The following is a 21,709-nucleotide window of genomic DNA, read 5'->3' on the forward strand; positions in this document are numbered from 1 at the left end:
TTTGTTTTAAGATGAGTCCTTTGTTAGTGGTATCCAGAACGATTATTCATTAATCTAAACGTAACCTTAAACACTTCGATAGTATATTATCTAAATTTGATAGTATTACTATCTTTTTTGCAAACATAACTTTTATTGACGGTTGTATGTTTACTTTGTTGAGGATTTTTAGTTAAGCGGTTAACGTAGCAGACAGATGGAGTATTCTGTACACGTTCGCATGAACGAGCACCTATTTCTGCGCGATCCTGAAGGGTCAGAATTGGGACGCCGTATAGTACGGCAAAGTATTTTGTTGTTCAATGATGTCGGCTTTGAAGAAGCTACCTTCCGCAAGCTAGCCGATCGAATGAACACGAAAGAAGCCAGCATCTACCGGTATTTCGAGAACAAGCACCGATTGCTGATTTACCTGGTGGCCTGGTACTGGCAGTGGCTTGAGTATCAACTTATGTTCCAAACCAATAACCTTACCGACCCTCGGGAGAAGCTCGAGCGGTTGTTACGGCTGATTTTATTAAAAGACCTTGACTCGTCGACGAATGATGATATCGACGTGCGTACCTTACACCGCATCGTGGTGCGTGAGTCCAGTAAAGCTTATTTAACCCAGCACGTAACCGAAGACAACCGCCAGCAGTTGTTTAAACCCTACAAAGACCTTTGTGGGCGCATTGCGGGAATCATTCTCGAATACCGTCCTGATTATCCGTATGCCCGATCGCGGGCAAGTTCGCTCATTGAAACAGCGCATTACCAAACGTTTTTCATGCAGAACCTGCCGTTATTAACCGATTTCGGTGTGGATAAAGACGAGAAACATATACTGAATTTCTTACGTCATCTGCTGTTTTCATCCTTAGACGCCCCTACCTTCGGACAGCAATAAGGCCTCCTGAATGTATGTCCGGATCAGGTCGTTGTTCCAATCGGTCACGTTTCGAATAACGAGTGATTTAATTTGTTTTCGTCCCCTACTTTCCAACAGTCCGGCTTCGTCGGGCAGGTCGGCGCCACGCATGAACGCCAGATCTACGGCAACGGCTTCGGCCCGTACTATGTTTAGGTAGCAGAGTAGCTGAGTCCGGCACGTGTAGACGGGTACCTGCCAGCCGATTTTCTCCCGAACAGCGGGATCGGTGGTTAGAATTAGTTGCCGTAACCAACGTAAAATACGTTGATGATCGGACGTTTGCTGGTTGATATAATCATCAACGGTCATAGCTTTGTAATTCGTAACAAAGGCGGCTGTTTTGCCGTTAGAAATTTAGTTCTTTATTGCAAAATACTACCCTGTGAAAAGATGGATTGCTCTCGGTCTCGTCGTTCTGGTTCTCGGCGGGATAATTGTGTATAACAAGGTATTACACCCGGCGCCGGGTGCTACCCCAGGAGGCTCCGGCGGTGGTGGCCAGGGAGGTTCCGGTAAAGGCGGACCCGGCGGAGCTCAGGGTGGTAGAGGTGGCCCCGGTGGCCCGGCTACGGTCAATGGCTTCGTGGTTGTCACGAAACGGTTACAGGAAGACGTCGTATCCAGTGGCTCACTACTGCCCAATGAACAGGTTGATATTTATCCCGAAATATCGGCTCGTATTACGCAACTTAACATTCGTGAGGGCCAGCCCGTAGCTAAAGGTGCGTTGTTAGTTAAACTCTTCGACGCTGACCTGCGGGCTCAACTACTAAAACTACAGGCACAGGCCGACAATGCCCGCCGTACTGAAGAACGGAACAAGCAACTGCTGGCCCGAGGAGGTATCAGCCAGCAAGAGTACGACATCGTCACCACAAATCTGCGTTCATCACTCGCCGATATTGAACTGGTGAAAGCCAACTTACAACGCACCGAAATTCGGGCGCCCTTTTCCGGGGTCATTGGTCTACGTAACGTTAGTGCCGGGGCCGTGGTATCGCCCAGCACCCTAATCGCGCGCTTGCAGCAGATTTCTTCGCTGAAACTAGACTTTTCCATTCCAGAAAAATATGGTCAGTCGGTGCGAAACGGCAGTATGATTTCGTTCTTGGTAGATGGAACCCGGGAGCCCAACCAGGCGGTTGTATACGCTATTGAGCCGGGCGTTGAACAACAGACCCGCAACCTCCGAATTCGGGCAAGGGTCAATAACACCACTGCCAAGTTTCGACCCGGTACGTTTGCCCGCGTTACGCTGACCATTCAAAATGAGCAAAGTCTGGTAGTTCCGACCCAGGCCGTCATTCCGCAAACGCGTACCAACCAGGTGATTGTCGTTAAGAATGGGAAAGCACATTTCCAGGACGTGACAACAGGGCTTCGTACCGCCGGGACGATTCAGATCCTATCCGGTTTGCAGGCAGGCGATACGGTGGCGACGACTGGATTATTGTTTTTGAAACAGGATAGTCCGGTAAAAATTGGCCGGGTCATTCAATTGCCGAATAGCGGGCCTAAAATGGCGACCCGCTAAGACGAGTTGTTTGGTGAATGGCATCAGACCAGCAGTAACCGAGGAGTACGTGTTTGAATGACCATCAACAGAAGTACAAACTGAAACCTTAATTCTCATGAGTTTACCCGAATTAAGTCTGAACCGACCCGTTTTCGCCATGGTGATGTCCATCGTCATCGTGCTGTTTGGGGTTATTGGGTTCACGTTTCTTGGCGTTCGTGAATACCCGGCTATCGATCCGCCGGTCATTTCGGTGCGAACGAACTACACAGGAGCGAACCCCGACATTGTGGAGTCGCAGATTACCGAACCCATCGAAAAATCGCTGAACAGTATCGAAGGTATTCGTACGATCTCATCGAACAGCGCATTGGGAGCCAGCACGATTACGGTGGAGTTTAACCTCGACGCAAACCTCGAACAGGCGGCTAATGATGTGCGCGACAAAGTAGCCCAGGCCCAGCGGCAACTTCCGCAGGACATCGACGCGCCCCCCGTGGTGACCAAGGCCGATGCGAACTCGGACCCTATCATCTTTATGACCGTACAAAGCACCACACGTAATCCAACGCAGTTATCAGATTACGCCGAAAACGTGCTTCAGGAGCGGCTGCAAACGATTCCGGGAGTTAGTCAGGCTAACATCTATGGCCTCAAACGCCAGGCGATGCGCTTGTGGATTGACCCGATCAAGCTCTCGGCGTATCGGTTGACCACGCAGGACATCCAAAATGCACTGACGGCACAGAACGTGGAGTTGCCCGGCGGTAAGGTATACGGTAATAACACCGAACTGACGGTTAAAGCCGTTGGGCGATTGACGACCGAGGATGATTTTAACAACTTGATTCTGCGCCAGACCAACGACCAGATCATTCGTTTCAAAGACATTGGCTACGCTACGCTGGGTGCCGAAAACGAAGAAACCATCTCAAAGCAAAATGGCGCCGTGGGCGTTATTCTGGTATTGATTCCGCAGCCGGGTGCCAACTACGTGAGCATTGCCGATGAGTTCTATAAACGCTTCGACCAGCTCAAGAAAGACCTGCCCAGCGACATCATTGTCAGCATCGGTATCGACCGGAGTACCTTTATCCGACGGGCTATTGAGGAGGTAGGCGAAACGCTGATTATTTCGTTCGTTCTGGTCGTGTTGGTCATTTATTTCTTCTTCCGCGATTGGCTGATTGCGTTCCGCCCGCTGATTGACATTCCCGTATCCCTCATTGGTGCGTTCTTCATTATGTACATAGCAGACTTCAGTATCAACGTACTAACTCTGCTCGGTATCGTTCTGGCAACAGGACTTGTGGTGGATGACGGTATTGTGGTAACGGAAAACATCTTTAAGAAGATTGAAGATGGCATGGATACCAAACAAGCGGCTAAAGAAGGCTCTAACGAGATTTTCTTCGCCGTGTTGGCCACGAGTATAACACTGGCTATTGTGTTCCTGCCGATCATCTTCCTGCAAGGCTTCGTGGGGCGCTTATTCCGGGAGTTTGGTATCGTGGTAGCCGGTGCCGTACTGATCTCGGCCTTCGTATCGCTGACGCTGACACCCGTATTAAGCGTAAAACTGACGAGCAAAAATCACGGGAAAGACTCCTGGTTTTACAAAAAAACGGAACCGTTCTTTCAATGGCTTGACAAATCCTACCGCGATTCGCTCAACGGCTTCATGCGTAAGCGGGGCTGGGCACTCGGCATGATTGCCGCCTGTTTGTTATTAATCTTTGGATTAGGTTCGTTACTGAAATCAGAGCTGGCTCCCCTCGAAGACCGTAGCCGTACCCGGATCGCCATTACGTCTCCCGAAGGTACTAGTTACGAAGCACAGGCAGCCACAACGGATCGGGTGATGCAGTTTGTGCTCGATTCTGTGCCCGAGACCAAGTTAGCGTTTAGCGTAGTGGCTCCTGGTTTTTCAGGGGCTGGTGCCGTTAACTCGTCGTTCGTCATGGTCAACATGGTCGATCCGGCCGAACGAACACGATCGCAGCAGGAAGTTGTAGATTACCTGACTAAAAACCTCAGAAAATTCAGTGAAGCCAGAATGTTCGCCACCCAAGACCAAACCATTCAGGTAGGTCGGGGCGGTGGCTTGCCGGTTCAATTCGTCATCCAAAACCTCAATTTCGAGAAGCTTCGCGAAAAATTGCCGAAGTTCCTGGATGAAGTGGCCAAAGATCCGACCTTCCAGAACAGCGACGTCGATCTCAAATTCAATAAGCCCGAACTGAACATTAGCATCGACCGTGAAAAGGCCACGAGCCTGGGCGTTTCGGTACAGGATGTGGCGCAAACTTTGCAATTGGCCCTTAGTAACCGAAGGCTGGCGTACTTCCTGATGAACGGAAAGCAGTATCAGGTGATTGGCCAGGTCGACCGGGGGGATCGCGACGAACCCGTTGATTTAGCCTCGTTCTACGTACGCACGAACCAGGGTGAATTGATTCAGCTGGATAACCTGGTGCGATTCCAGGAGGTAAGTAGCCCCCCGCAGGTGTATCACTACAACCGTTTCAAATCCGCGACCGTATCGGCGGGTCTGGCACCGGGCAAAACGGTTGGCGACGGCGTAGCAGCTATGCAAGCTATTGCAGATCGTACCCTCGACCAAACGTTCCAGACGGCTCTTTCGGGTCCATCACGCGACTACGCAGAAAGCTCTTCAAACACCCTGTTTGCGTTTGGCCTGGCCTTGATTCTGGTGTACCTGGTCTTGGCGGCCCAGTTCGACTCCTTCGTTGATCCGTTCATTATCATGATCACGGTACCGCTTGCGCTGGCCGGGGCCGTATTCTCGCTGTGGATGTTCAATCAAACCTTGAACATCTTTAGTCAGATTGGTATCATCATGCTGGTGGGGCTGGTGACCAAAAACGGTATTCTGATTGTGGAGTTTGCCAATGAACAACGGCTGTTAGGTAAGAACAAATTTGAAGCGGCTGCCGAATCAGCTGCCCTGCGCTTACGACCGATTCTGATGACAACGCTGGTAGCCGCTTTCGGCGCGTTGCCGCTTGCTCTTGCGTTGGGTTCGGCCTCGAAAAGCCGAATTCCGCTTGGTATCGTAATCGTGGGTGGCCTGCTGTTCTCGCTGGTACTGACCCTGTACGTTGTTCCAGTTATTTACACCTATCTGACACGCCGGAAAGACACCGAGAAGCGTCCGCTACCCCAACCGGAAGGCCGACCAACGGGTGACACGACCAAACCCGAAAAAATGGAAGTACAACTGTAAAACAAGCTTTCATAAACGCAAGAAGGGAACCGGTTTAACCGGTTCCCTTCTTGCGTTTATGAAAGCCTTATAAATAGGTACAGCACTACTAATTGGCCTAAACCACCTCCAGAGGTAGTCCATACCGTTCGTCCTGCTTCTTGTATTCCTTTATAATGGTAATGGTTTGCTCAATCTGCTCCGTCAGATGCACGATAAGACTCCCAGGCTGGGCGTTTTGGATGGCATAGTTCAATGCTGCTAATTCATCGGGTATAACGGATACTGGTTTTGATGGATCGGCGCTCCATACACCTTGACGAACCAGATCAACTAAGCCCATCGGGTCGCGCCCCCGAACGTCTTTATCGAGCCGGACAATGACTTCATCAAACACAGCACCGGCTATCTTCCCCAGCGCCAGCAAGTCCTCATCGCGCCGATCGCCCACCCCCGTCAGGATACCAACCCGGTGCGTAGCGTCGGTCTGATGAATGAATTCGCCTAATGCACTTAATCCGTGCGGATTGTGGGCGTAATCGACCAGTACCGAAAAATGTTGAAACAAAAATATATTCATTCGCCCGGGCGTATTTTCGTCGGATGGTTCAAATGTCCGCAGCCCCTGGGCGATAAGGTTAATAGATACTCCCTGACAGAAAGCCGCCAACGTTGCAGCCAGTGCATTTTCAATCATAAACGGGCATTTCCCCCCAAACGTCAGCGGAATCATGCGGACATGCTCAACTTCTATCCGCTCCGAACCACGTATAATAGTGATGAACCCATTGTCGCAAACGGCCGCCACTCCGCCCGTCGCACAGTGGGTTTGTACGCGTTCGCTACCGGGCTGACGGCTAAACAAGGCGACCTGACAGCGTACCCGCTCACGTATGGCGTAGGTATGATCGTTATCCGCATTCAATACAGCGTATCCATCCGGACGAACACTTTCGGGCACGATCGCCTTAACGTGAGCCATATCTTCCAGCGAATGGATGTCTCGCAGGCCAAGGTGGTCGGCCGCTACATTGGTGACAACCCCAACATCGCACTGGTCGAAAGCCAGTCCCGCCCGGAGCATGCCCCCCCGAGCACACTCGAGTACAGCTACCTCCACCGACGTATCGCACAATACGTTGCGAGCACTTGCGGGTCCGGTGCAATCTCCTGCTTCAACGCGATGATTACCAATGTAAACGCCCTCAGTAGTGGTAAAGCCAACGCATCGGCCCGTTTGCTTGTAGATGTGCGCCAGGAGCCGGGTGGTGGTAGTTTTGCCGTTCGTGCCCGTTACGGCAATCAGCGGAATGCGGCCTACTGTCGTTGGGACGCCCATGAACTTACCCGGCGAAGGCATTTCTTGCGATACCGCCTTTGTCGGAAAGAGCATCTCGGCGATGGCACCGCCAACGTCGCGGGGTTTTCCTTCCGACGGGTGCGTGTGCATGCGTAGGCCCGGACCGGCATTCACTTCAATTACGCTTGCTCCCGATGCCTCTAACGGACGACGGATGTCATCAGCAATCAGATCAATACCGCAAATGTCTAAGCCAATGGCCCGGGCCGCCCGCTCGGCCATGAACGCAATTTCGGGGTGAAGTTCATCTGTCACATCAATGGCGGTTCCTCCTGTGCTCAGGTTGGCCGTATCCTTCAAAAATAGCCGCTCGCCGGCAGGCAGGGGAGACTCAAGCGTCAACTGCCGCTCGGCCAGCATATTAAGCATAACTAAATCAACGTCAATTTTTGTCAACACGTTCTGGTGCCCTTCTCCACGGCGGGGATCGCGATTTACCTCATCAATCAGCTCTCGAATCGTGTTATATCCGTTGCCCACAATCATGGCTGGTAATCGCCAGGCTGCCGCGTATAACCGATAATTAATGACGAGCAACCGGTAGTCGTTGCCCGTAATGAATTGCTCAATCACGACCTGTTCAGAATGTCTTTTTGCGTTCAAAAACGCGTCGAACAGGTCAGGCACATTCTGAATGTTTGTCGTTACGCCCCGTCCGTGGTTACCGTCCAGCGGCTTAACTACCAGCGGAAAGTCGATCTCTCGCAGCACAGCCTCCAGGCCCTCCTCACTGGAAACAACGGCTCCAAACGGCACCGGAATCCCAGCTGCGCTAAGGGCTTGTTTGGTATCACTTTTATCGGCAGCCAACTCAACGGCAATTGAGCTGGTTCGACCCGTAACTGCAGCCTGTATACGTTGTTGAGCAGCCCCGTAACCCAACTGCACATACGAGTCAGCGTTCAGGCGGATATGTGGGATGCCCCGGCGAGTGCAGGCACTAACAATCGCCGATGTGCTGGGCCCTAAGCGATTGGTTTCATAGATCCGTCGGAGTTCGTCAATGGCGACGGCCACATTGTAAGAGCAGCCCCTCACCAATGCTTCAGCTATAGCTACCGCACAACGAGCAGCATAAATGCCGGCCTGCTCGTCCTGATAAGCAAACACTACGTTGTAAACACCGGGTTGCCCAGTTCCGCGTGTGCGGCCAAAGCCAACGTCTATGCCAGCCAACGTTTGGATCTCTAACGCGATATGCTCTATCACATGGCCCATCCAGGTGCCTTCCTGAACCCGGAGAAAAAAACCTCCTCGGTGCCCTTCTGAGCATTCGTGATTATCTAAGCTGGGCAGTAAAGCCTGCAAACGTTCGTAAAAGCCACTTATCTTGTTGGTAGGGAAGTCTTCGAGTTGTTCGAGGTCTAACTTCATTACTACCAGATTCGTATGCTTGATGGACCAATAGTTCGGCCCTCTCAAACAACTTATATCTATGATGTACATCTTATCTACTAATATTCATAAAATCTCTCGAATAACTTCAAACAAACACGAATGGCTAACTAGTAGCCGAGTAATTTATGTAACGGTCCGCCTGCTCTGATTACCGGCCTCCGGGCAGGATTCGTGTGTTTTGGACCATAGCCTCACTCATAGGGAGTCGGTAACAAACGATTTAGAGAAAGGGATGTATATCAGTCGGAAAACTACTTCCCAAGACACGCAAATCATGAATTCTGCTGCAGAAAACGCTTCTATTATTCCCGTAAAAGTCAAACATGAGAACCAGAACGTACCGACGAAGCAGACCAGCTTGTCACCTATTTATGTGCTATTGGCTTCAGACGATTCGAGTTACATGACCAGCAGTACGGTACAGGTACCGGACGGGTCGCCAACTATCTAAGCCAACTTCTTCAACTAACCTTCGACTTACATGAATTTCACCTTAAAAGTTTGGCGGCAGAAAAAAACTGGCGCGCCGGGCAAGCTGGTTGAATACAAGGTAACCGGCATTTCACCCGGCCAGTCATTTCTGGAAATGTTCGACGTATTAAACGGCGAGCTGACCAAGAAAGGCGAAGAAATAATTGCCTTCGACCACGATTGCCGCGAAGGCATTTGCGGCTCCTGTTCCATGTTCGTGAATGGTCGGCCGCACGGTCCGCAGACGGGTGCCGCTGTTTGTATGCTCCACATGCGAAGTTTCAAGGATGGAGATACCATTGTGGTTGAACCCTGGCGGGCGAGAGCTTTTCCGATCATCAAAGACTTGTCGACCGACCGAACGGCCTTTGACCGGATTGTGCAGGCAGGCGGATACATCTCCGTTAACACGGGGTCGGCCCCCGATGCTAACGAAATTCCGGTGGCGCGCGACGTGCAGGAAGCAGCCATGGACGCGGCCTCCTGCATTGCCTGTGGCGCGTGCGTAGCGGCCTGCAAGAACGCATCGGCCATGCTGTTTGTCGGTGCCATGGTATCTCGCTTTGCCTTACTGCCTCAGGGGCAGCCCGAGCGCAAACAACGAGCCGAGCGTATGGTTGCTCAAATGGATGCCGAAGGTTTCGGAGCCTGTTCCTTCATTGGTGCCTGCTCGGTTGAGTGCCCGGCATCCATTTCGCTTGATAACATTGCGCGCCTAAACCGGGAGTATCTGGGCGCTAAGCTTACATCACCGGGCAATACGTAGCCTCCGGCTAAAAGCCGAAGGGACTGACTAATCTGTGTAGGTTAATCAGTCCCTTCGGCTTTTAAACAGTCGTTGTTAACGGGGAGCTACATTACTTCCGCCCTTTTTCCGGTTGGGTATTCCCAGGCCTAACAAGCCCGCTAACCCGAATAACCCAATCCAGCCCCAACTTCCTGTCTTGTTATCTTCGTTCTGGGCTACCGATTCCGAACTGTTACCATGATCCCCCTGACCTGACTGGCTCAAAGCGGGTGTTCCAACAGCCAGAGCTGTGCTGGTAAGCAGTACGGTGGCAATGACAGCTACTTTACGCATCGTTGTTTCCCGCTGGTCCGGTCTCCGCTTTCGCCCTACTACACCTACCAGGCCCAACAACCCAAAAAGCCCTACCCAGTCTAAATCGGTCTCCTTATCTTCAATATCCCGTTGCGCCGTTTCCTTTGGCACCTGATCCACGTCGTATCCCCGCGACCTTGCCTGTGCCTGGCTTAGTGCAGGCGTCATAGCAATCAGGAGTGCGCTCATGGTGATTACCTGAGCTTTTTTTCGCATTGTTTTCATAATCGTTGAGTTGTTTTTCGGTTCGTTGATGACTTTACAGCAACAGGTAAGCTATGGCCCGCTTAGATTCTTGAGTAACTCCAGGCCCAGCCTCTATCGACGTCTGGCAAGAAAATACGTAAGAATGGAGCCAGATCGTCCACATCCCATACCCTCCAACGAAACATCAGCGAGGAGAGCAGACTTTAGCGTGATGAAAATAAGGGTATGGTCCAAGTGAATAGCTCCTGATCAGAATTAGTCAACTATGAGTACGACTTGGTCAGTATAGTAAGCGATTAAGACGTTTGTTAACCAGCCGTCATGTCAACAACGCCAGCAGATCTTTCATGGACAATGATTTCAACATCGATTCGTCGGTTTGAATCAACGTAGTAGCCAGCTTTTTCTTGACCGACTGAAGTTCGAGAATTTTCTCCTCGATTGTATCCGGACAAATCATTCGAATGGCCATGACATGGTTCGTCTGGCCGATCCGGTAACTCCGGTCGATGGCCTGGTCTTCAACCGCCGGGTTCCACCACGGATCGACAATGTACACGTAATCGGCCTGGGTCAGATTGAGGCCTGTTCCGCCTGCTTTCAGACTAATCAGAAATACACGGCAGTTTTCGTCGTCCTGAAACCGATTGACGACAGCTTCCCGGTTGCGCGTTTGGCCGGTCAGGTATTCGTGGTCAATTTGCCGGGCGTGGAGCTCATCCCGAATCAGATCGAGCATGGAAACAAATTGAGAGAAGACGAGTATCTTATGATGAGCAGACTTCGATTGGATCTGCTCCAGCAACGTATCGAGCTTAGCCGATGCGTCGCCGTAATACTCTTCATCGCCCAGCAAAGCGGGTGAGTTACAGATCTGCCTGAGCTTGGTCAATCCCTGTAGGATGTGCATCTTCAACCGTGGGATGTCTCCTTCTTTTGTCGTCAGCAGAAACTGGCGAAACTCCTGCTCGTAGGCATTGTAGACCTTTCGTTGCTGCGGGCCCATTTCGCAGTACAGAATCATCTCGGTCTTATCTGGCAGCTCCGGCGCGACCTGCTCCTTGGTTCGGCGCAGGATAAACGGACTGATTTTACGCTGTAGTTCTTTGGCCCGCTGCCGATCGTCGAACCGGTCAATGGGCGTAGAATAATGATCTTTAAAATGCTGATAACTTCCTAGTAGACCCGGACAGGCAAACGACAACTGGCCGTATAGATCAAAAGTATGGTTCTCAATCGGCGTGCCCGTCAGCACAATCCTGTTGCGTGACCGCAACTGTCGGACGGCCTGATACCGCTGCGAATCCGGATTCTTGATGGCCTGCGACTCGTCCAGGAAAATGTAGTTGAAGCGGTATTCTTTGAGTTGCCGAGCGTCGGACAGAAGCGTGCCGTAGGAAGTCAGAATAATCTCATACTGCCCCCATTCGCTACGGTCCAATTGGCGGTGGGCCCCATAAAGTGTATAGAGTTTAATAGACGGCGCGAATTTGGCAACCTCGGCCTGCCAGTTAAACAGCAACGATGTCGGCACAACAACCAGGTTGGTATTCGTCTCGCGTTTGGCTCGTTGCGACAGAATGAACGCAATTATTTGAAGGGTTTTGCCAAGGCCCATGTCATCGGCCAGGCAGCCACCAAAGCCTAAATCGTCGAGGAAGTTTAGCCAGTTCAGCCCTTCCTGCTGGTAAGACCGTAGCGTGGCCCGTAAGTCCGGTGGTGTTTCAACGGGATTGATGGATTGATGATCCGTTAATTTTGTTACGTACTCGGTTAACTGCTGTTTTACTTCATCGGCCAACACCTCCTCCGGGTAGAGCTCGCGGATGGCGGAGAAGTTGACGTTCGGCGTTCGAATCTGCTCATCAACGACTTCACCGGCTTTGACGTAGGAAGAAAACCGTTCGAGCCATTCGCGGGGCAGCACCCCCAGGGTACCGTCATCGAGCGTTACGTACCGGCTTCGGTTCTTAAGGGCTTTTTGCAGGTGCTTGAGCGACACCTTCTGCTTGCCAAACGAGATACCAATTGATGTTTCGAACCAATCGAGCCCCCGGTCAACTTTAACCGAGACCTTAGCTTTATGCCCGTTGAGTTTATTCTTCGTGAGTTTATTGAAGCCTAAAACCTGAATATGCTGACTTTGCCAGGTATCAAACGCATCCAGGAACCAGCCCTCATCCAGAAACTGCTCTTTGTGCAGCATAAAATGAGGCTGGTCGAGCTGTTCCTGAAAATCGGGATGCTGGTTAACGATGGTCAGCGTAAACTCTAGTTCGGCTTGTTCGTCCCGTTGCACCATAAACGGGTTCCCCGCCCTGTCGATGGAATAGATTTGCCGTTTCGACAATACCGGAACTTCGACTGGGCCATACTTCATCACGGGTGAGAGATAGACGTAATTCTCCGTGTCGGACAAATACACCAGTCGCTCTCTGGCATCGTTGAACCCGTTCTCGGCCAGTTGACTCGGGGTAGCGGGCTTCAGGTACGAGTAATTAACGGCAATTCGATTTTCCAGCTTCGCCAGAATCGCGTGGCGGAACTCCTCGTATTTAGTCTGATGAATAAGCAGGCTATTATTCTTTTGGGTGAAGAACTGAATGGCCCGCCAGTAATCGGCATCATTGATCAACACAAGCAAATCATCGACAGCGATGAAGTAGTCGTACTTGAGACTTACGTTCTCTACCTCATAAGGCTTATCGCCAATGAGAAGCTTAGCCGACACCTGGTATAGCGTATCGGCCTGATGTACCGACAAACGAAGCTCAACCGGTGTATTCGGTAGCTTCACAGGCACCAGCGAATTGGCCGTAATAGCTTCTGACGCCTTCGCGTTATGGTAAAACGCTTGTAGCTGGAGCGGATTGCGAACCACTAATTTCAGCCCCTCAATGTCCGTCTCGGCTTGTTTGGTGCGGTGATGGTTCTGGAACCTGGTTATGCCCGTGAAAAACTTCACCTCATCGAGGTTGTTCGACTTATACGCAAAATCCAGCGGGTTAAGTATGACTAAGGGATTCTTGATTTTCCCGTCGCGGGTGGCGGCCGCTTCGAACAGTTGGATGCAGAAGTTATCGTAGTAGCGGTGTTTCGTGAATACAATAATCGGCTGCGTAACGCCCGTATGGCTCACGACCTTCAGCGATTCAGCAGCGGCATTGGGTACTAACTGGTCGATGAGCTGCGCCGTGGTTATGGGTGTGATCGGCAGAAGTTCTTTGCGAATGGGTTGAATCGTAATCGACCGGTTTCCGTACGTTAGCTCGAAAAAATCGTCTAGCTGAAGTTCGTTTTCCAGGCCGTAGTCCTTCGCCACCGTCTTGATGGCTTCGTAACGTAACGGCTGGTCGAAGAAAACGCGTAACTCTCTGCGGTTTACGATAGTCCACAATACCTGGGCCTGGTGATCACATAAATTGTCGGTCTGCGCTCCACAAGTACAGGCTACCCACATGGCCTGCCTCTCCTGCCTGACAACCACCGTAGGGTAATGACTTAGTCGAGACGCCTGGGTAAACGTTCCCTCGTTAATACTGATTTCCAGAGGCTGAACATCAACCGCCCGAGTTGACAACGACGCTACTTCTGAGCTATGTTTTACTAAGAAGTTATCAGTCAGGGTCACGATTGTATCTTTCTCAAAATGATACACATGCCATGCGTTCGGATTGTCTTCGCTTACGGGCTGGTCAAGCATCTGTCCTGGGTTATTGGTTTGTTGTTTTCTGACAGGATGAACAGGGAATCCTGCAAATCCTATTCATCCTGTCGAAGAATACATCTTCTTTACACCCGATGAACGCCCAGTTCGGCCAGCGTTTGCTTAATAGCCGAGATACGCTGTTGCCGATTGAGTTCTACTGGTGGAGCCACCCGCTCAAGACAATCCGACAAAGGGCACCGTTCACAGGATTCGTTTACCTCCCGGCGACGTACGGCAGGATCATCCAGAAAACGAATTCGTGAGCGGGAGGCCTCATTGACCAATATGCACATCGAAACGCTATGGTTCAGGTGCCGAATGGGCGTTAGGGGTCGCGTGAATGCCAGAATGAAGTAGGTGTTTTGCGAACCGACATAATCTGATACTTGCGCTCGTAACAACGGAGCCCGGTAGGTGTTATGCCGCAGTACATCTTCGAGCTCGTATAAACTCGTCAGCGACACCCAGCGTCGGCAATAATGTTCGTCGGTAGTACCGTGCGGGTTGTGCAGCCGGGCCAGGTGAATTTCGCGAGTAAGGTTAACAACGGAGCTACTGGCCTCATGTTCAAAGCGCAGAAAAGCGAACTCGTCAACCCCGAAATAATGCGGCAACAAGTTACTCATGCGTAACAACAGTGTTTCGGGTGTCGCCTGAAACTGATCCAGCATGGCCATCAACGCAGTCGAAGCGTCGGCCCAGGTAGTTAGGTTCAGAAGCGCTTCGAGTCGGGCGCGCAGAGCCTCGCGCCGAATCAATATGGCCCCGGCAAAATACGACGCCCGGAAGTTGTTCAGCACCTGCTCAAACGTATCGACTTCAACCCAGGTTGAGGTCAGTGGCCGGGCTGTGAGGTTCATGTACTGAAAAGCCAGTTCGCGGCCCAGCGTGAACACGCGCTGGTCGGTGGTCAGGGTATGATTTAGCAACAGTCGCTTTTCGTGCGGAATAAACACCGACCGTAGCCGCATCAGGGATGGATGCGTCTCTTCGGTAAACAACACCACCTCGTAGCCGTACTGGCGGGTCAAATAATCGCTCAGGAAAGCCTCACTCACCAGCATATTGTCGGGCAGGCCGCTTTCGCGCAGAAACGAATCAGCAGCCTCTTCAATGTCGGCGAAGTAATTATCATGCATCTCCTGGTACGTCCGCATGACAGTAAAGTAAAACTGCGGCAGGTCGAGGTTATAATTACGGGCCAGTTCAACGACAGTGCTGATAAAGGCACTTAGCTTAATCGGCGCTTCGGACAGCAGTTCCAGCAGGTCGCCGGGCTCGATGCCGAACATACTCAGGGGCAATTCTGTAAGCAGGTCAGAGCGCAGGAGCTGATAGATCGGCTCCATTTTTTTGTTGAGCTGGAGTGATACGAGTATATCATAGGTCGTGTCCATCGCCCTGGCCAGCGCAATTATCTTCTCTGTCTTCGGATATTTTTTGCCTTTCTCTATCTCATTGATGTAGGACTGCGACAGACCAGCCCGGTCGGCTAACTCATATTGCGTCAATGACTTATCGAGACGCATTTGCCGCAGTTTTAATCCAAATAGCAACCGGATATTTCCGGAATTGAAGTCCATACGCTCAGTTATTGAAGATATAAAGGTACGAAACCAATGATTTACAGCAAGTTTTTAACTTTTAGCGATTAATCGCTTGTTTAGTATAATATCGCAGAATACATTTGATCCACAGTTATCAAACATCAAGACACGCACTTCTCTACTCTAAAGTCCTATGGAAACACTTACTGCCTCCGCCTTCTTCAAAACAGATATTGTACCGGTACTTGATCAATCCATTCCGGGTCGGCTTCATGTTGATCTTTCACCCGACGAATTGGTTGATCATGTTCTAATACGTGGTGAAGGACGATTAGCGGATACAGGCAGTCTTGTTTGTGACACAGGTAAGTTCACGGGTCGTACGCCTAAAGACCGGTACATTGTTCGTGATGAGACGACCGCGTTAACCGTGGAGTGGGGCGAGGTGAATCAACCCATTGATGCTGACACGTTCGATGAGCTACACCAACGCATGCTGGACGGGTTAACTGACCGGGATGTGTATGTACGGTTCGCCCGGGCGGGTGCTATGCCGCAATACGGCCTGCGCCTACGAATTATTACGACGCTGGCCTGGCACAACCTGTTCAGCTATAATATGTTCCTCCGACCGAAAGTCGGCGAAGCCTTAGACGGCCCAGTTGATTTTACGGTTATCGTCGATCCAAATTTTGAAGCCAACCCAGCCACAGATGGTACGCGTAACACCAATTTTACAATCATCAGTCTATCCAAAGGAGTCATTCTGATTGGGGGTACGGGCTATGCCGGAGAGATTAAGAAGAGTGTGTTTTCGGCCATGAATTTTATATTGCCGATTAAGTTTGGGGTTCTCCCCATGCACTGTGCCGCTAATGTTGGCAAGCAGGGACCTAACGGTCAGGCAGACACCGCCCTGTTTTTCGGCTTATCCGGAACGGGAAAAACTACCCTATCAGCGGACCCGGTTCGTCGGCTCATTGGCGATGACGAACATGGCTGGGCCGACGAAGGCGTGTTTAACTTTGAAGGAGGGTGCTACGCTAAAGTGATCCACTTAAGCCCTGAGAACGAGCCCCAGATTCATGCCGCCATCCGTCCGGGTGCCATTCTGGAAAACGTTCGCTTCTTCCCCAACACCGCAACTGTCAATTACGCGGACGGCTCCATAACCGAAAATACCCGTTGCTCTTACCCGCTCAGCCACGTTGACAATGTCGTAGAACCATCTGTTGGGGTGGCCCCCCGGCACATATTCTTTTTATCAGCCGATGCGTTCGGGGTACTCCCTCCAATATCCAGACTGACTCCCGAGCAGGCGTTAGATTATTTTCTGCTTGGTTACACTGCCAAAATAGCCGGTACTGAACATGGTGTTACCACACCTACCGCTACGTTTTCGCCCTGCTTTGGTGCAGCCTTCCTTCCCCTGCCCGCCCGCCGGTATGCTGCCTTACTCAAAGAACGTATAGAACAGCACGGTACGCAGGTCTGGTTGATTAACACGGGTTGGAAAGGGGGTGGCTTAGGCATTGGGAAACGCATGGCGCTGCCGCACACTCGAGCCATGATTAATGCTGCCTTATCGGGTGCTCTGGACAGTGTGCCGTTTGTGCAACACGCGGAATTTGGTCTTTCCATTCCGACACGTTGCCCAGGCGTGCCGACCGATCTGTTAAACCCAATTGACACCTGGGAATACAAAGGCATGTACACCGCTGCCGCCAAACGATTGGCGAATGCCTTCACTGAGAAGTTAAAAGAGATTTAAGCACGTGACTGGTCAAGTATAGTCAGTTGTAGTCAAGTATGATGCACAAAACGCTGTTGCTCTTGACCATATCTAACTACCTGACTACGCTTGACCATACTTGACCAGTCACCGAGTTCAACCAATTTCTCACTTAAACAGCTCAGCTTATGACCGTTCAAAGTACGCTTAACGATTCAATCATGGCGGCCCTGGGTCTGCCTATCGGTACCACTTTAGACCGATTCATCAAACGGCAGCAAAGTCAATACCCTTCGGCCGTTGGTGATTTTTCGCAGTTGATCCGCGACATTGCCCTGGCCAGTAAGATCGTCAACCGCGAGATCAACCGGGCGGGATTATCAGGTTTGGCTGGCATGGCGGGTAGCACGAATGTACAGGGTGAGATGCAGCAAAAGCTTGATCTGTCGGCCCACATTCGGTTTCTGCGCGCGTTGAACAATGGCGGAGAGGTGGCCGCCATCGTGTCAGAAGAAGAGGAAGAAATCATTCATACCGACCATCCCGAAGGGAAATACGTGGTGGCGCTGGACCCGCTCGATGGCTCGTCGAACTTTGATACAAACGTATCAGTCGGCACGATTTTTTCCATCTACCGCCGGACGTCCATGATTGGAACAGCCCCCACGGCTGCCGATTTTTTGCAGGGTGGCCGTCGGCAGGTAGCCGCCGGTTACGTTTTGTACGGCCCCTCTACGATGCTGGTTTTCACGACCGGCAACGGCGTTAACGGCTTCACCTACGACCCTTCCCTGGGCGAATTTATGCTGTCGCACCCGCAGATTCAATGTCCAGCCCAAGGATCGGTTTACTCCTGCAACGATGGCTACGTTGATGCATACGACGAATCCGTACGTCATTATTTGACCCGTTGCCGGGAGCAAGGCTGTTCAGCCCGCTACATTGGTGCATTTGTGGCCGATTTTCATCGTAACCTGCTAAAGGGCGGTTTATATATGTATCCAGGCACTCAGCAGCAACCCGACGGCAAAATCCGCCTGCTCTACGAAGCATTCCCGATGGCATGGCTGGCAGAGCAAGCCAGTGGCCTGGCCGTTGCCAATACGAAAGCCATTCTGGATGTAACACCTCGCGGTCTGCACGCCCGCACGCCTATTTTCGCCGGATCGGCGCAGATGGTGACCGATGTGCTCAACGCCACGAATCCTAAAAACGCCAACAGCTTGTCATCACAGTCCGTGCTACAGCATTCATCGGTTACTGTAGCCAAATAATATTTTGCGTAGAGGTTTCATAATCAATCATAGAAAAATCAATTTTTCAGGGGTAACAAGGATAGAAAGTGGTGGGGCGGGTGTTACATCAGCGTCAACGTATTCAGTTGTATGCAAGCCATTACATCACCAGCCACCACCACTCCTAATCGAATTACACTTTGGTCAGCCCTGACCTCTGTTTATATTCTCTGGGGGTCAACCTACCTCTTCATTCACTTCATGACCGAGCGAATGCCTCCGCTGTACATGGCATCCATCCGATACATTGTAGCGGGGTCAATTCTGTACGGTTATGCCCGCCTGACGGGAACAAAGCGTGCTACTCGGGCGGAATGGAAGTCGGCCGGCGTTGTTGGTATCCTGTTATTAACCATCGCCAACGGTTGCCTGACGGTGGGAATACAGTACATCCCAACGGGCGTTGCGGCCTTATTGGGGGGCATGCTTCCCGTATTTTTGCTGACACTCAACTGGGTATCGTTTGGACGACAACGCCCCACTAATTTAGCGCTGGCTGGTTTGATCGTGGGACTGGTCGGCATTTATTTTCTCATCAAACCCGACAAGATGCAGGGAACGGGCGGTGTACACGCCAACCTGATCGGTGCTGGTCTCATCACGTTCGGCAACTTCTCGTGGGCCATTGGTACCTTGCTGGCTCCTCGCGTATCGCTGCCATCGGGTACCATTTCGAGTGGTATTCAGATGCTCGTGGGCGGCACCGTATTGTTGATAATCAGCTTGTGCGTGGAACCCGTTACGCCCTGGAGCATCCTCGACGCGCCGGCCAAAGCGATTGGGTCAATGTTTTATCTGGTCATTTTTGGCAGTATTATCGGCTTCTCATCCTACGCCTGGTTAGCACGTAACGCTTCTCCTCAACTGCTATCGACCTATGCGTTTGTCAACCCTGTGGTCGCCATGCTGTTAGGGGCGCTCTTCGCGGGAGAAATCTTTTCGAGCCAGTCGCTGATCGGAGCCATCGTCGCCTTAATCGGGGTGATACTGATTACGCTGGGACGAAAATAAACGGCACTAGTTAGTAAAGGGTGTTTAGGTCCTTAAACCGGTGGAATGCCTACGCTTGTCCAGCCACCGTCGACGACCAGGCTCTGTCCGGTGATGTGACGTGATGCCGGGGCGACCAAAAACAGAGCCGCGTTGGCAATGTCATCGACTGTAGCCGGGCGTCCCATGGGTGTAATCCGCGACCAGGTTGGTATGTAGGTCGGGTCGTCAAGCGTGCGTTCAGTCAGGGTTGCGCCGGGTGCGACTGCGTTAACGGTAATACCCAGGGGTGAAAAATCAATGACGAGTTGCTTGGCCAGCATCTCTAGTCCCGCCTTTGTCATGCTATACACCGGCAAGCCCGGATGCGCCTGGTGCCCCACAACCGAAGACATAAAGAGAATGCTTCCACCCTGCCCTTGCTGTTTCATCTGGCGAGCGGCTGCCTGCGCCAGGAAAAAGCTTCCTCGCAAATTAAGATTCACAATCTTCTGAAAGGCGTCGGGCGTTGTCGTGAAAATGTCGCCAAAAACGGTAATCCCCGCATTGGCAATGGCAATATTTACCGAGCCGAACCTCTCGACGGCCGTTTGAACCATCTGCTCAATGAATGCTACGTCCGACGCGTCGCCGGGGCAAGCTTCACAGGTACCTCCGGTTTGTCGTATTGACTCTGCAGCTTTGTGGGCCAGTGCTTCGTCAAAATCATTGAGCATAACAGTAGCGCCCTGCCGAGCTAGCGCCTGAGCGATGGCAAACCCTATTCCGATGCCAGCTCCTGTGATGAGGGCCGTTTGATGCGTGAAATCGAACATTTAGTGCAAAATAACTGACAGCGACTACAACAAAAATCCGTTTGGTTAAAGGTACGCCATTGAGACAATTTAACATTGGTTGGAGTAGTCGCTGCCTGGCCGATTTGATAAAATTCAGCCTACGTATTGATTGCTGGTCAGTATATGTTTTAATGAACGGTGCATCTTGTACTAAAAGCTTCTTTAAAGAAAGCCTCGCTTCACCACAAAAATTAAAGCGACAAACGCCCGCTCAGTATAAACGAGCTTACTTTCCTGCCAGAACGTCGTAAAAGAACGTACTGATTTCGTTTACCCACAGCTCTGGTTCTTCCAGCGCGGCAAAGTGTCCTCCTTTGGGCATTTTTGTGAATCGTTTCACGTTTACCATCCGGTTGGCCCATTCCTCGGGCACGGGTGCTTCGGCTGGAAAAATAGCTACGCCAGTCGGTGCTTCCACGTATTGAGAAGATCTGAGGCCACCCTCGCTCATATAAGTCGCTCGTGCTCCCTCCAGATACGTGCGTATCGACGTGTTGATGGTTTGGGTGACCCAGTAGATCATGATGTTGGTCAGCAGTTCATCCTTCGTGAAGCTGTTTTCCATCTGGCCCTGCGTATCGCTCCAGGTATAGAATTTTTCGATAATCCAGGACGCCAGCCCAACCGGCGAATCATTCAGGGCGTAGCCCAGCGTCTGCGGTTTCGTTGAATGAAGCATGGCATAGGCTCCTTCCGTGTACCACCACTGCTGAATAAACTGGCCAAACTCCTGCTCGGCGGGCGACATGGTTGACCAGTCTTCCTGCCCGGTGGGATAACCAACATCCGTCAGGTGAATGGCCTGCACACGGTCTGGGAACTGATTGGCCAGCGACTTGGTGATGCCCATGCCGACATCGCCACCTGCGGCTACGAACGTCTGATAACCCAGCACGTCCGTCATGAGCTTCGCCCACAGATCCGCCGTTCGGTCATCCGTGAGGGCCACCCGGTCCGAAAAACCAAACCCCGGAATAGACGGGACAACTACATCGAACGACTGGCTCGGGTCGCCCCCGTAGCTTGCCGGGTCGGTCAGCATCGGAATGACTTTGTAGAATCGGTAGAAGCTATCCGGCCAGCCGTGGGTCAGAATAAGCGGTTTCGGATGGTCGCCCTTGCCTTTCAGGTGGATAAAGTGAATGCCGACGCCATCAATCGTTGTTTTGAACTGCGGGAGCTGGTTCAGGGCCGATTCCTGCTTACGCCAGTCGTATTGGGTTTGCCAGTACTCGACCAGCTCGCGCAGATACTGGGGATTCGTACCGTAATTCCAGTCCGCATTCGCTGGCTCATCGGTCCATCGCGTCTGTTTTAATCGCTGCTGAAGATCATCCAGTACGTCCTGGGCAACATTAATGGCGAAGGGGGTAATTGGGTTCATAATGCTAGAAGGTTAAATGATCA

The 21,709-nt window shown here is 51.5% G+C and carries 15 protein-coding genes; 8 read left to right on the top strand and 7 right to left on the bottom strand.

Translation table 11 applies throughout. The annotated features are described in order from the left end of the window. Window positions 1–196: 196 nt before the first annotated feature. Window positions 197–889 carry a TetR/AcrR family transcriptional regulator gene (locus ACFSUS_RS01075; RefSeq protein WP_381517861.1) on the top strand — a complete coding sequence of 231 codons (693 nt, stop codon included), beginning with the start codon at window positions 197–199 and terminating at the stop codon, window positions 887–889. Here the strand turns inward: ACFSUS_RS01075 and ACFSUS_RS01080 are convergent. Then, window positions 860–1,222, bottom strand: coding sequence for a DUF1801 domain-containing protein (locus tag ACFSUS_RS01080; RefSeq protein ID WP_381517864.1), 363 nt, complete (start codon window positions 1,220–1,222; stop codon window positions 860–862). The genes ACFSUS_RS01075 and ACFSUS_RS01080 overlap by 30 nt on opposite strands. Before the next feature lie 73 nt (window positions 1,223–1,295). Here ACFSUS_RS01080 and ACFSUS_RS01085 point away from each other — a divergent pair, with 73 nt between their 5' ends. Both ACFSUS_RS01085 and ACFSUS_RS01090 read left to right on the top strand, forming a co-directional pair. Further along, complete coding sequence (locus tag ACFSUS_RS01085; RefSeq protein ID WP_381517867.1) at window positions 1,296–2,447, top strand: efflux RND transporter periplasmic adaptor subunit; 1,152 nt, start codon at window positions 1,296–1,298, stop codon at window positions 2,445–2,447. 97 nt (window positions 2,448–2,544) lie between these two features. Continuing rightward, entirely contained in the window at window positions 2,545–5,676 is a 3,132-nt protein-coding gene (locus ACFSUS_RS01090) for an efflux RND transporter permease subunit (RefSeq protein WP_381517870.1), read from the top strand. 97 nt (window positions 5,677–5,773) lie between these two features. On the opposite strand, the gene cphA is transcribed toward ACFSUS_RS01090, so the two are convergent. Continuing rightward, window positions 5,774–8,461 (bottom strand): cyanophycin synthetase, encoded by a 2,688-nt coding sequence (cphA, locus tag ACFSUS_RS01095; protein ID WP_381517873.1) that lies wholly within the window; start codon window positions 8,459–8,461, stop codon window positions 5,774–5,776. A 226-nt stretch (window positions 8,462–8,687) separates the two neighbouring features. Between cphA and ACFSUS_RS01100 the strand changes: the two genes are divergently transcribed. After that, window positions 8,688–8,864 carry a dehydrogenase gene (locus ACFSUS_RS01100; protein WP_381517875.1) on the top strand — a complete coding sequence of 59 codons (177 nt, stop codon included), beginning with the start codon at window positions 8,688–8,690 and terminating at the stop codon, window positions 8,862–8,864. Window positions 8,865–8,894: 30 nt separating this feature from the next. Further along, entirely contained in the window at window positions 8,895–9,650 is a 756-nt protein-coding gene (locus ACFSUS_RS01105; RefSeq protein ID WP_381517878.1) for a succinate dehydrogenase/fumarate reductase iron-sulfur subunit, read from the top strand. 75 nt (window positions 9,651–9,725) lie between these two features. Here ACFSUS_RS01105 and ACFSUS_RS01110 read toward each other — a convergent pair whose 3' ends face one another. The 3 genes from ACFSUS_RS01110 to ACFSUS_RS01120 all read right to left on the bottom strand — a co-directional run bounded on the left by ACFSUS_RS01110 (window position 9,726) and on the right by ACFSUS_RS01120 (window position 15,485). Further along, window positions 9,726–10,211, bottom strand: a complete 486-nt coding sequence (locus tag ACFSUS_RS01110; RefSeq protein ID WP_381517881.1) for a WGxxGxxG family protein — start codon at window positions 10,209–10,211, stop codon at window positions 9,726–9,728. A gap of 301 nt (window positions 10,212–10,512) precedes the next feature. Then, on the bottom strand, window positions 10,513–13,896 hold the full coding sequence (locus ACFSUS_RS01115) for a DEAD/DEAH box helicase (protein ID WP_381517884.1): 3,384 nt from the start codon (window positions 13,894–13,896) through the stop codon (window positions 10,513–10,515). 89 nt (window positions 13,897–13,985) lie between these two features. Further along, window positions 13,986–15,485: a helix-turn-helix domain-containing protein gene (locus ACFSUS_RS01120; protein WP_381517887.1), complete on the bottom strand. Its 1,500-nt coding sequence runs from the start codon at window positions 15,483–15,485 to the stop codon at window positions 13,986–13,988. A 157-nt stretch (window positions 15,486–15,642) separates the two neighbouring features. Here ACFSUS_RS01120 and pckA point away from each other — a divergent pair, with 157 nt between their 5' ends. From pckA to ACFSUS_RS01135, 3 genes are all read left to right on the top strand, one after another. Beyond that, entirely contained in the window at window positions 15,643–17,220 is a 1,578-nt protein-coding gene (gene pckA, locus ACFSUS_RS01125) for a phosphoenolpyruvate carboxykinase (ATP) (protein ID WP_381517890.1), read from the top strand. Window positions 17,221–17,369: 149 nt separating this feature from the next. Continuing rightward, window positions 17,370–18,455, top strand: a complete 1,086-nt coding sequence (fbp, locus tag ACFSUS_RS01130; RefSeq protein WP_381517893.1) for a class 1 fructose-bisphosphatase — start codon at window positions 17,370–17,372, stop codon at window positions 18,453–18,455. Window positions 18,456–18,566: 111 nt separating this feature from the next. Then, window positions 18,567–19,487: an EamA family transporter gene (locus tag ACFSUS_RS01135; protein ID WP_381517896.1), complete on the top strand. Its 921-nt coding sequence runs from the start codon at window positions 18,567–18,569 to the stop codon at window positions 19,485–19,487. Between the two features lie 32 nt (window positions 19,488–19,519). On the opposite strand, the gene ACFSUS_RS01140 is transcribed toward ACFSUS_RS01135, so the two are convergent. Continuing rightward, on the bottom strand, window positions 19,520–20,281 hold the full coding sequence (locus ACFSUS_RS01140) for an SDR family NAD(P)-dependent oxidoreductase (protein ID WP_381517899.1): 762 nt from the start codon (window positions 20,279–20,281) through the stop codon (window positions 19,520–19,522). 247 nt (window positions 20,282–20,528) lie between these two features. Further along, window positions 20,529–21,686 carry an epoxide hydrolase family protein gene (locus tag ACFSUS_RS01145; protein ID WP_381517902.1) on the bottom strand — a complete coding sequence of 386 codons (1,158 nt, stop codon included), beginning with the start codon at window positions 21,684–21,686 and terminating at the stop codon, window positions 20,529–20,531. Between the last annotated feature and the right edge of the window lie 23 nt (window positions 21,687–21,709).

Source organism: Spirosoma soli, from assembly GCF_042684525.1.
In the GTDB taxonomy this organism is placed as follows: domain Bacteria; phylum Bacteroidota; class Bacteroidia; order Cytophagales; family Spirosomataceae; genus Spirosoma; species Spirosoma soli.

Excerpts from the sequence above, each read along its gene's own strand:
- ACFSUS_RS01140 (WP_381517899.1), bottom strand. The coding sequence starts at position 20,281 with ATGTTCGATTTCACGCATCAAACGGCCCTCATCACAGGAGCTGGCATC.
- ACFSUS_RS01115 (WP_381517884.1), bottom strand. The coding sequence starts at position 13,896 with ATGCTTGACCAGCCCGTAAGCGAAGACAATCCGAACGCATGGCATGTG.
- ACFSUS_RS01075 (WP_381517861.1), top strand. The coding sequence starts at position 197 with ATGGAGTATTCTGTACACGTTCGCATGAACGAGCACCTATTTCTGCGC.
- ACFSUS_RS01090 (WP_381517870.1), top strand. The coding sequence starts at position 2,545 with ATGAGTTTACCCGAATTAAGTCTGAACCGACCCGTTTTCGCCATGGTG.
- cphA (WP_381517873.1), bottom strand. The coding sequence starts at position 8,461 with ATGTACATCATAGATATAAGTTGTTTGAGAGGGCCGAACTATTGGTCC.
- pckA (WP_381517890.1), top strand. The coding sequence starts at position 15,643 with ATGGAAACACTTACTGCCTCCGCCTTCTTCAAAACAGATATTGTACCG.
- fbp (WP_381517893.1), top strand. The coding sequence starts at position 17,370 with ATGACCGTTCAAAGTACGCTTAACGATTCAATCATGGCGGCCCTGGGT.
- ACFSUS_RS01145 (WP_381517902.1), bottom strand. The coding sequence starts at position 21,686 with ATGAACCCAATTACCCCCTTCGCCATTAATGTTGCCCAGGACGTACTG.
- ACFSUS_RS01110 (WP_381517881.1), bottom strand. The coding sequence starts at position 10,211 with ATGAAAACAATGCGAAAAAAAGCTCAGGTAATCACCATGAGCGCACTC.
- ACFSUS_RS01105 (WP_381517878.1), top strand. The coding sequence starts at position 8,895 with ATGAATTTCACCTTAAAAGTTTGGCGGCAGAAAAAAACTGGCGCGCCG.
- ACFSUS_RS01120 (WP_381517887.1), bottom strand. The coding sequence starts at position 15,485 with ATGGACTTCAATTCCGGAAATATCCGGTTGCTATTTGGATTAAAACTG.
- ACFSUS_RS01100 (WP_381517875.1), top strand. The coding sequence starts at position 8,688 with ATGAATTCTGCTGCAGAAAACGCTTCTATTATTCCCGTAAAAGTCAAA.
- ACFSUS_RS01135 (WP_381517896.1), top strand. The coding sequence starts at position 18,567 with ATGCAAGCCATTACATCACCAGCCACCACCACTCCTAATCGAATTACA.
- ACFSUS_RS01080 (WP_381517864.1), bottom strand. The coding sequence starts at position 1,222 with ATGACCGTTGATGATTATATCAACCAGCAAACGTCCGATCATCAACGT.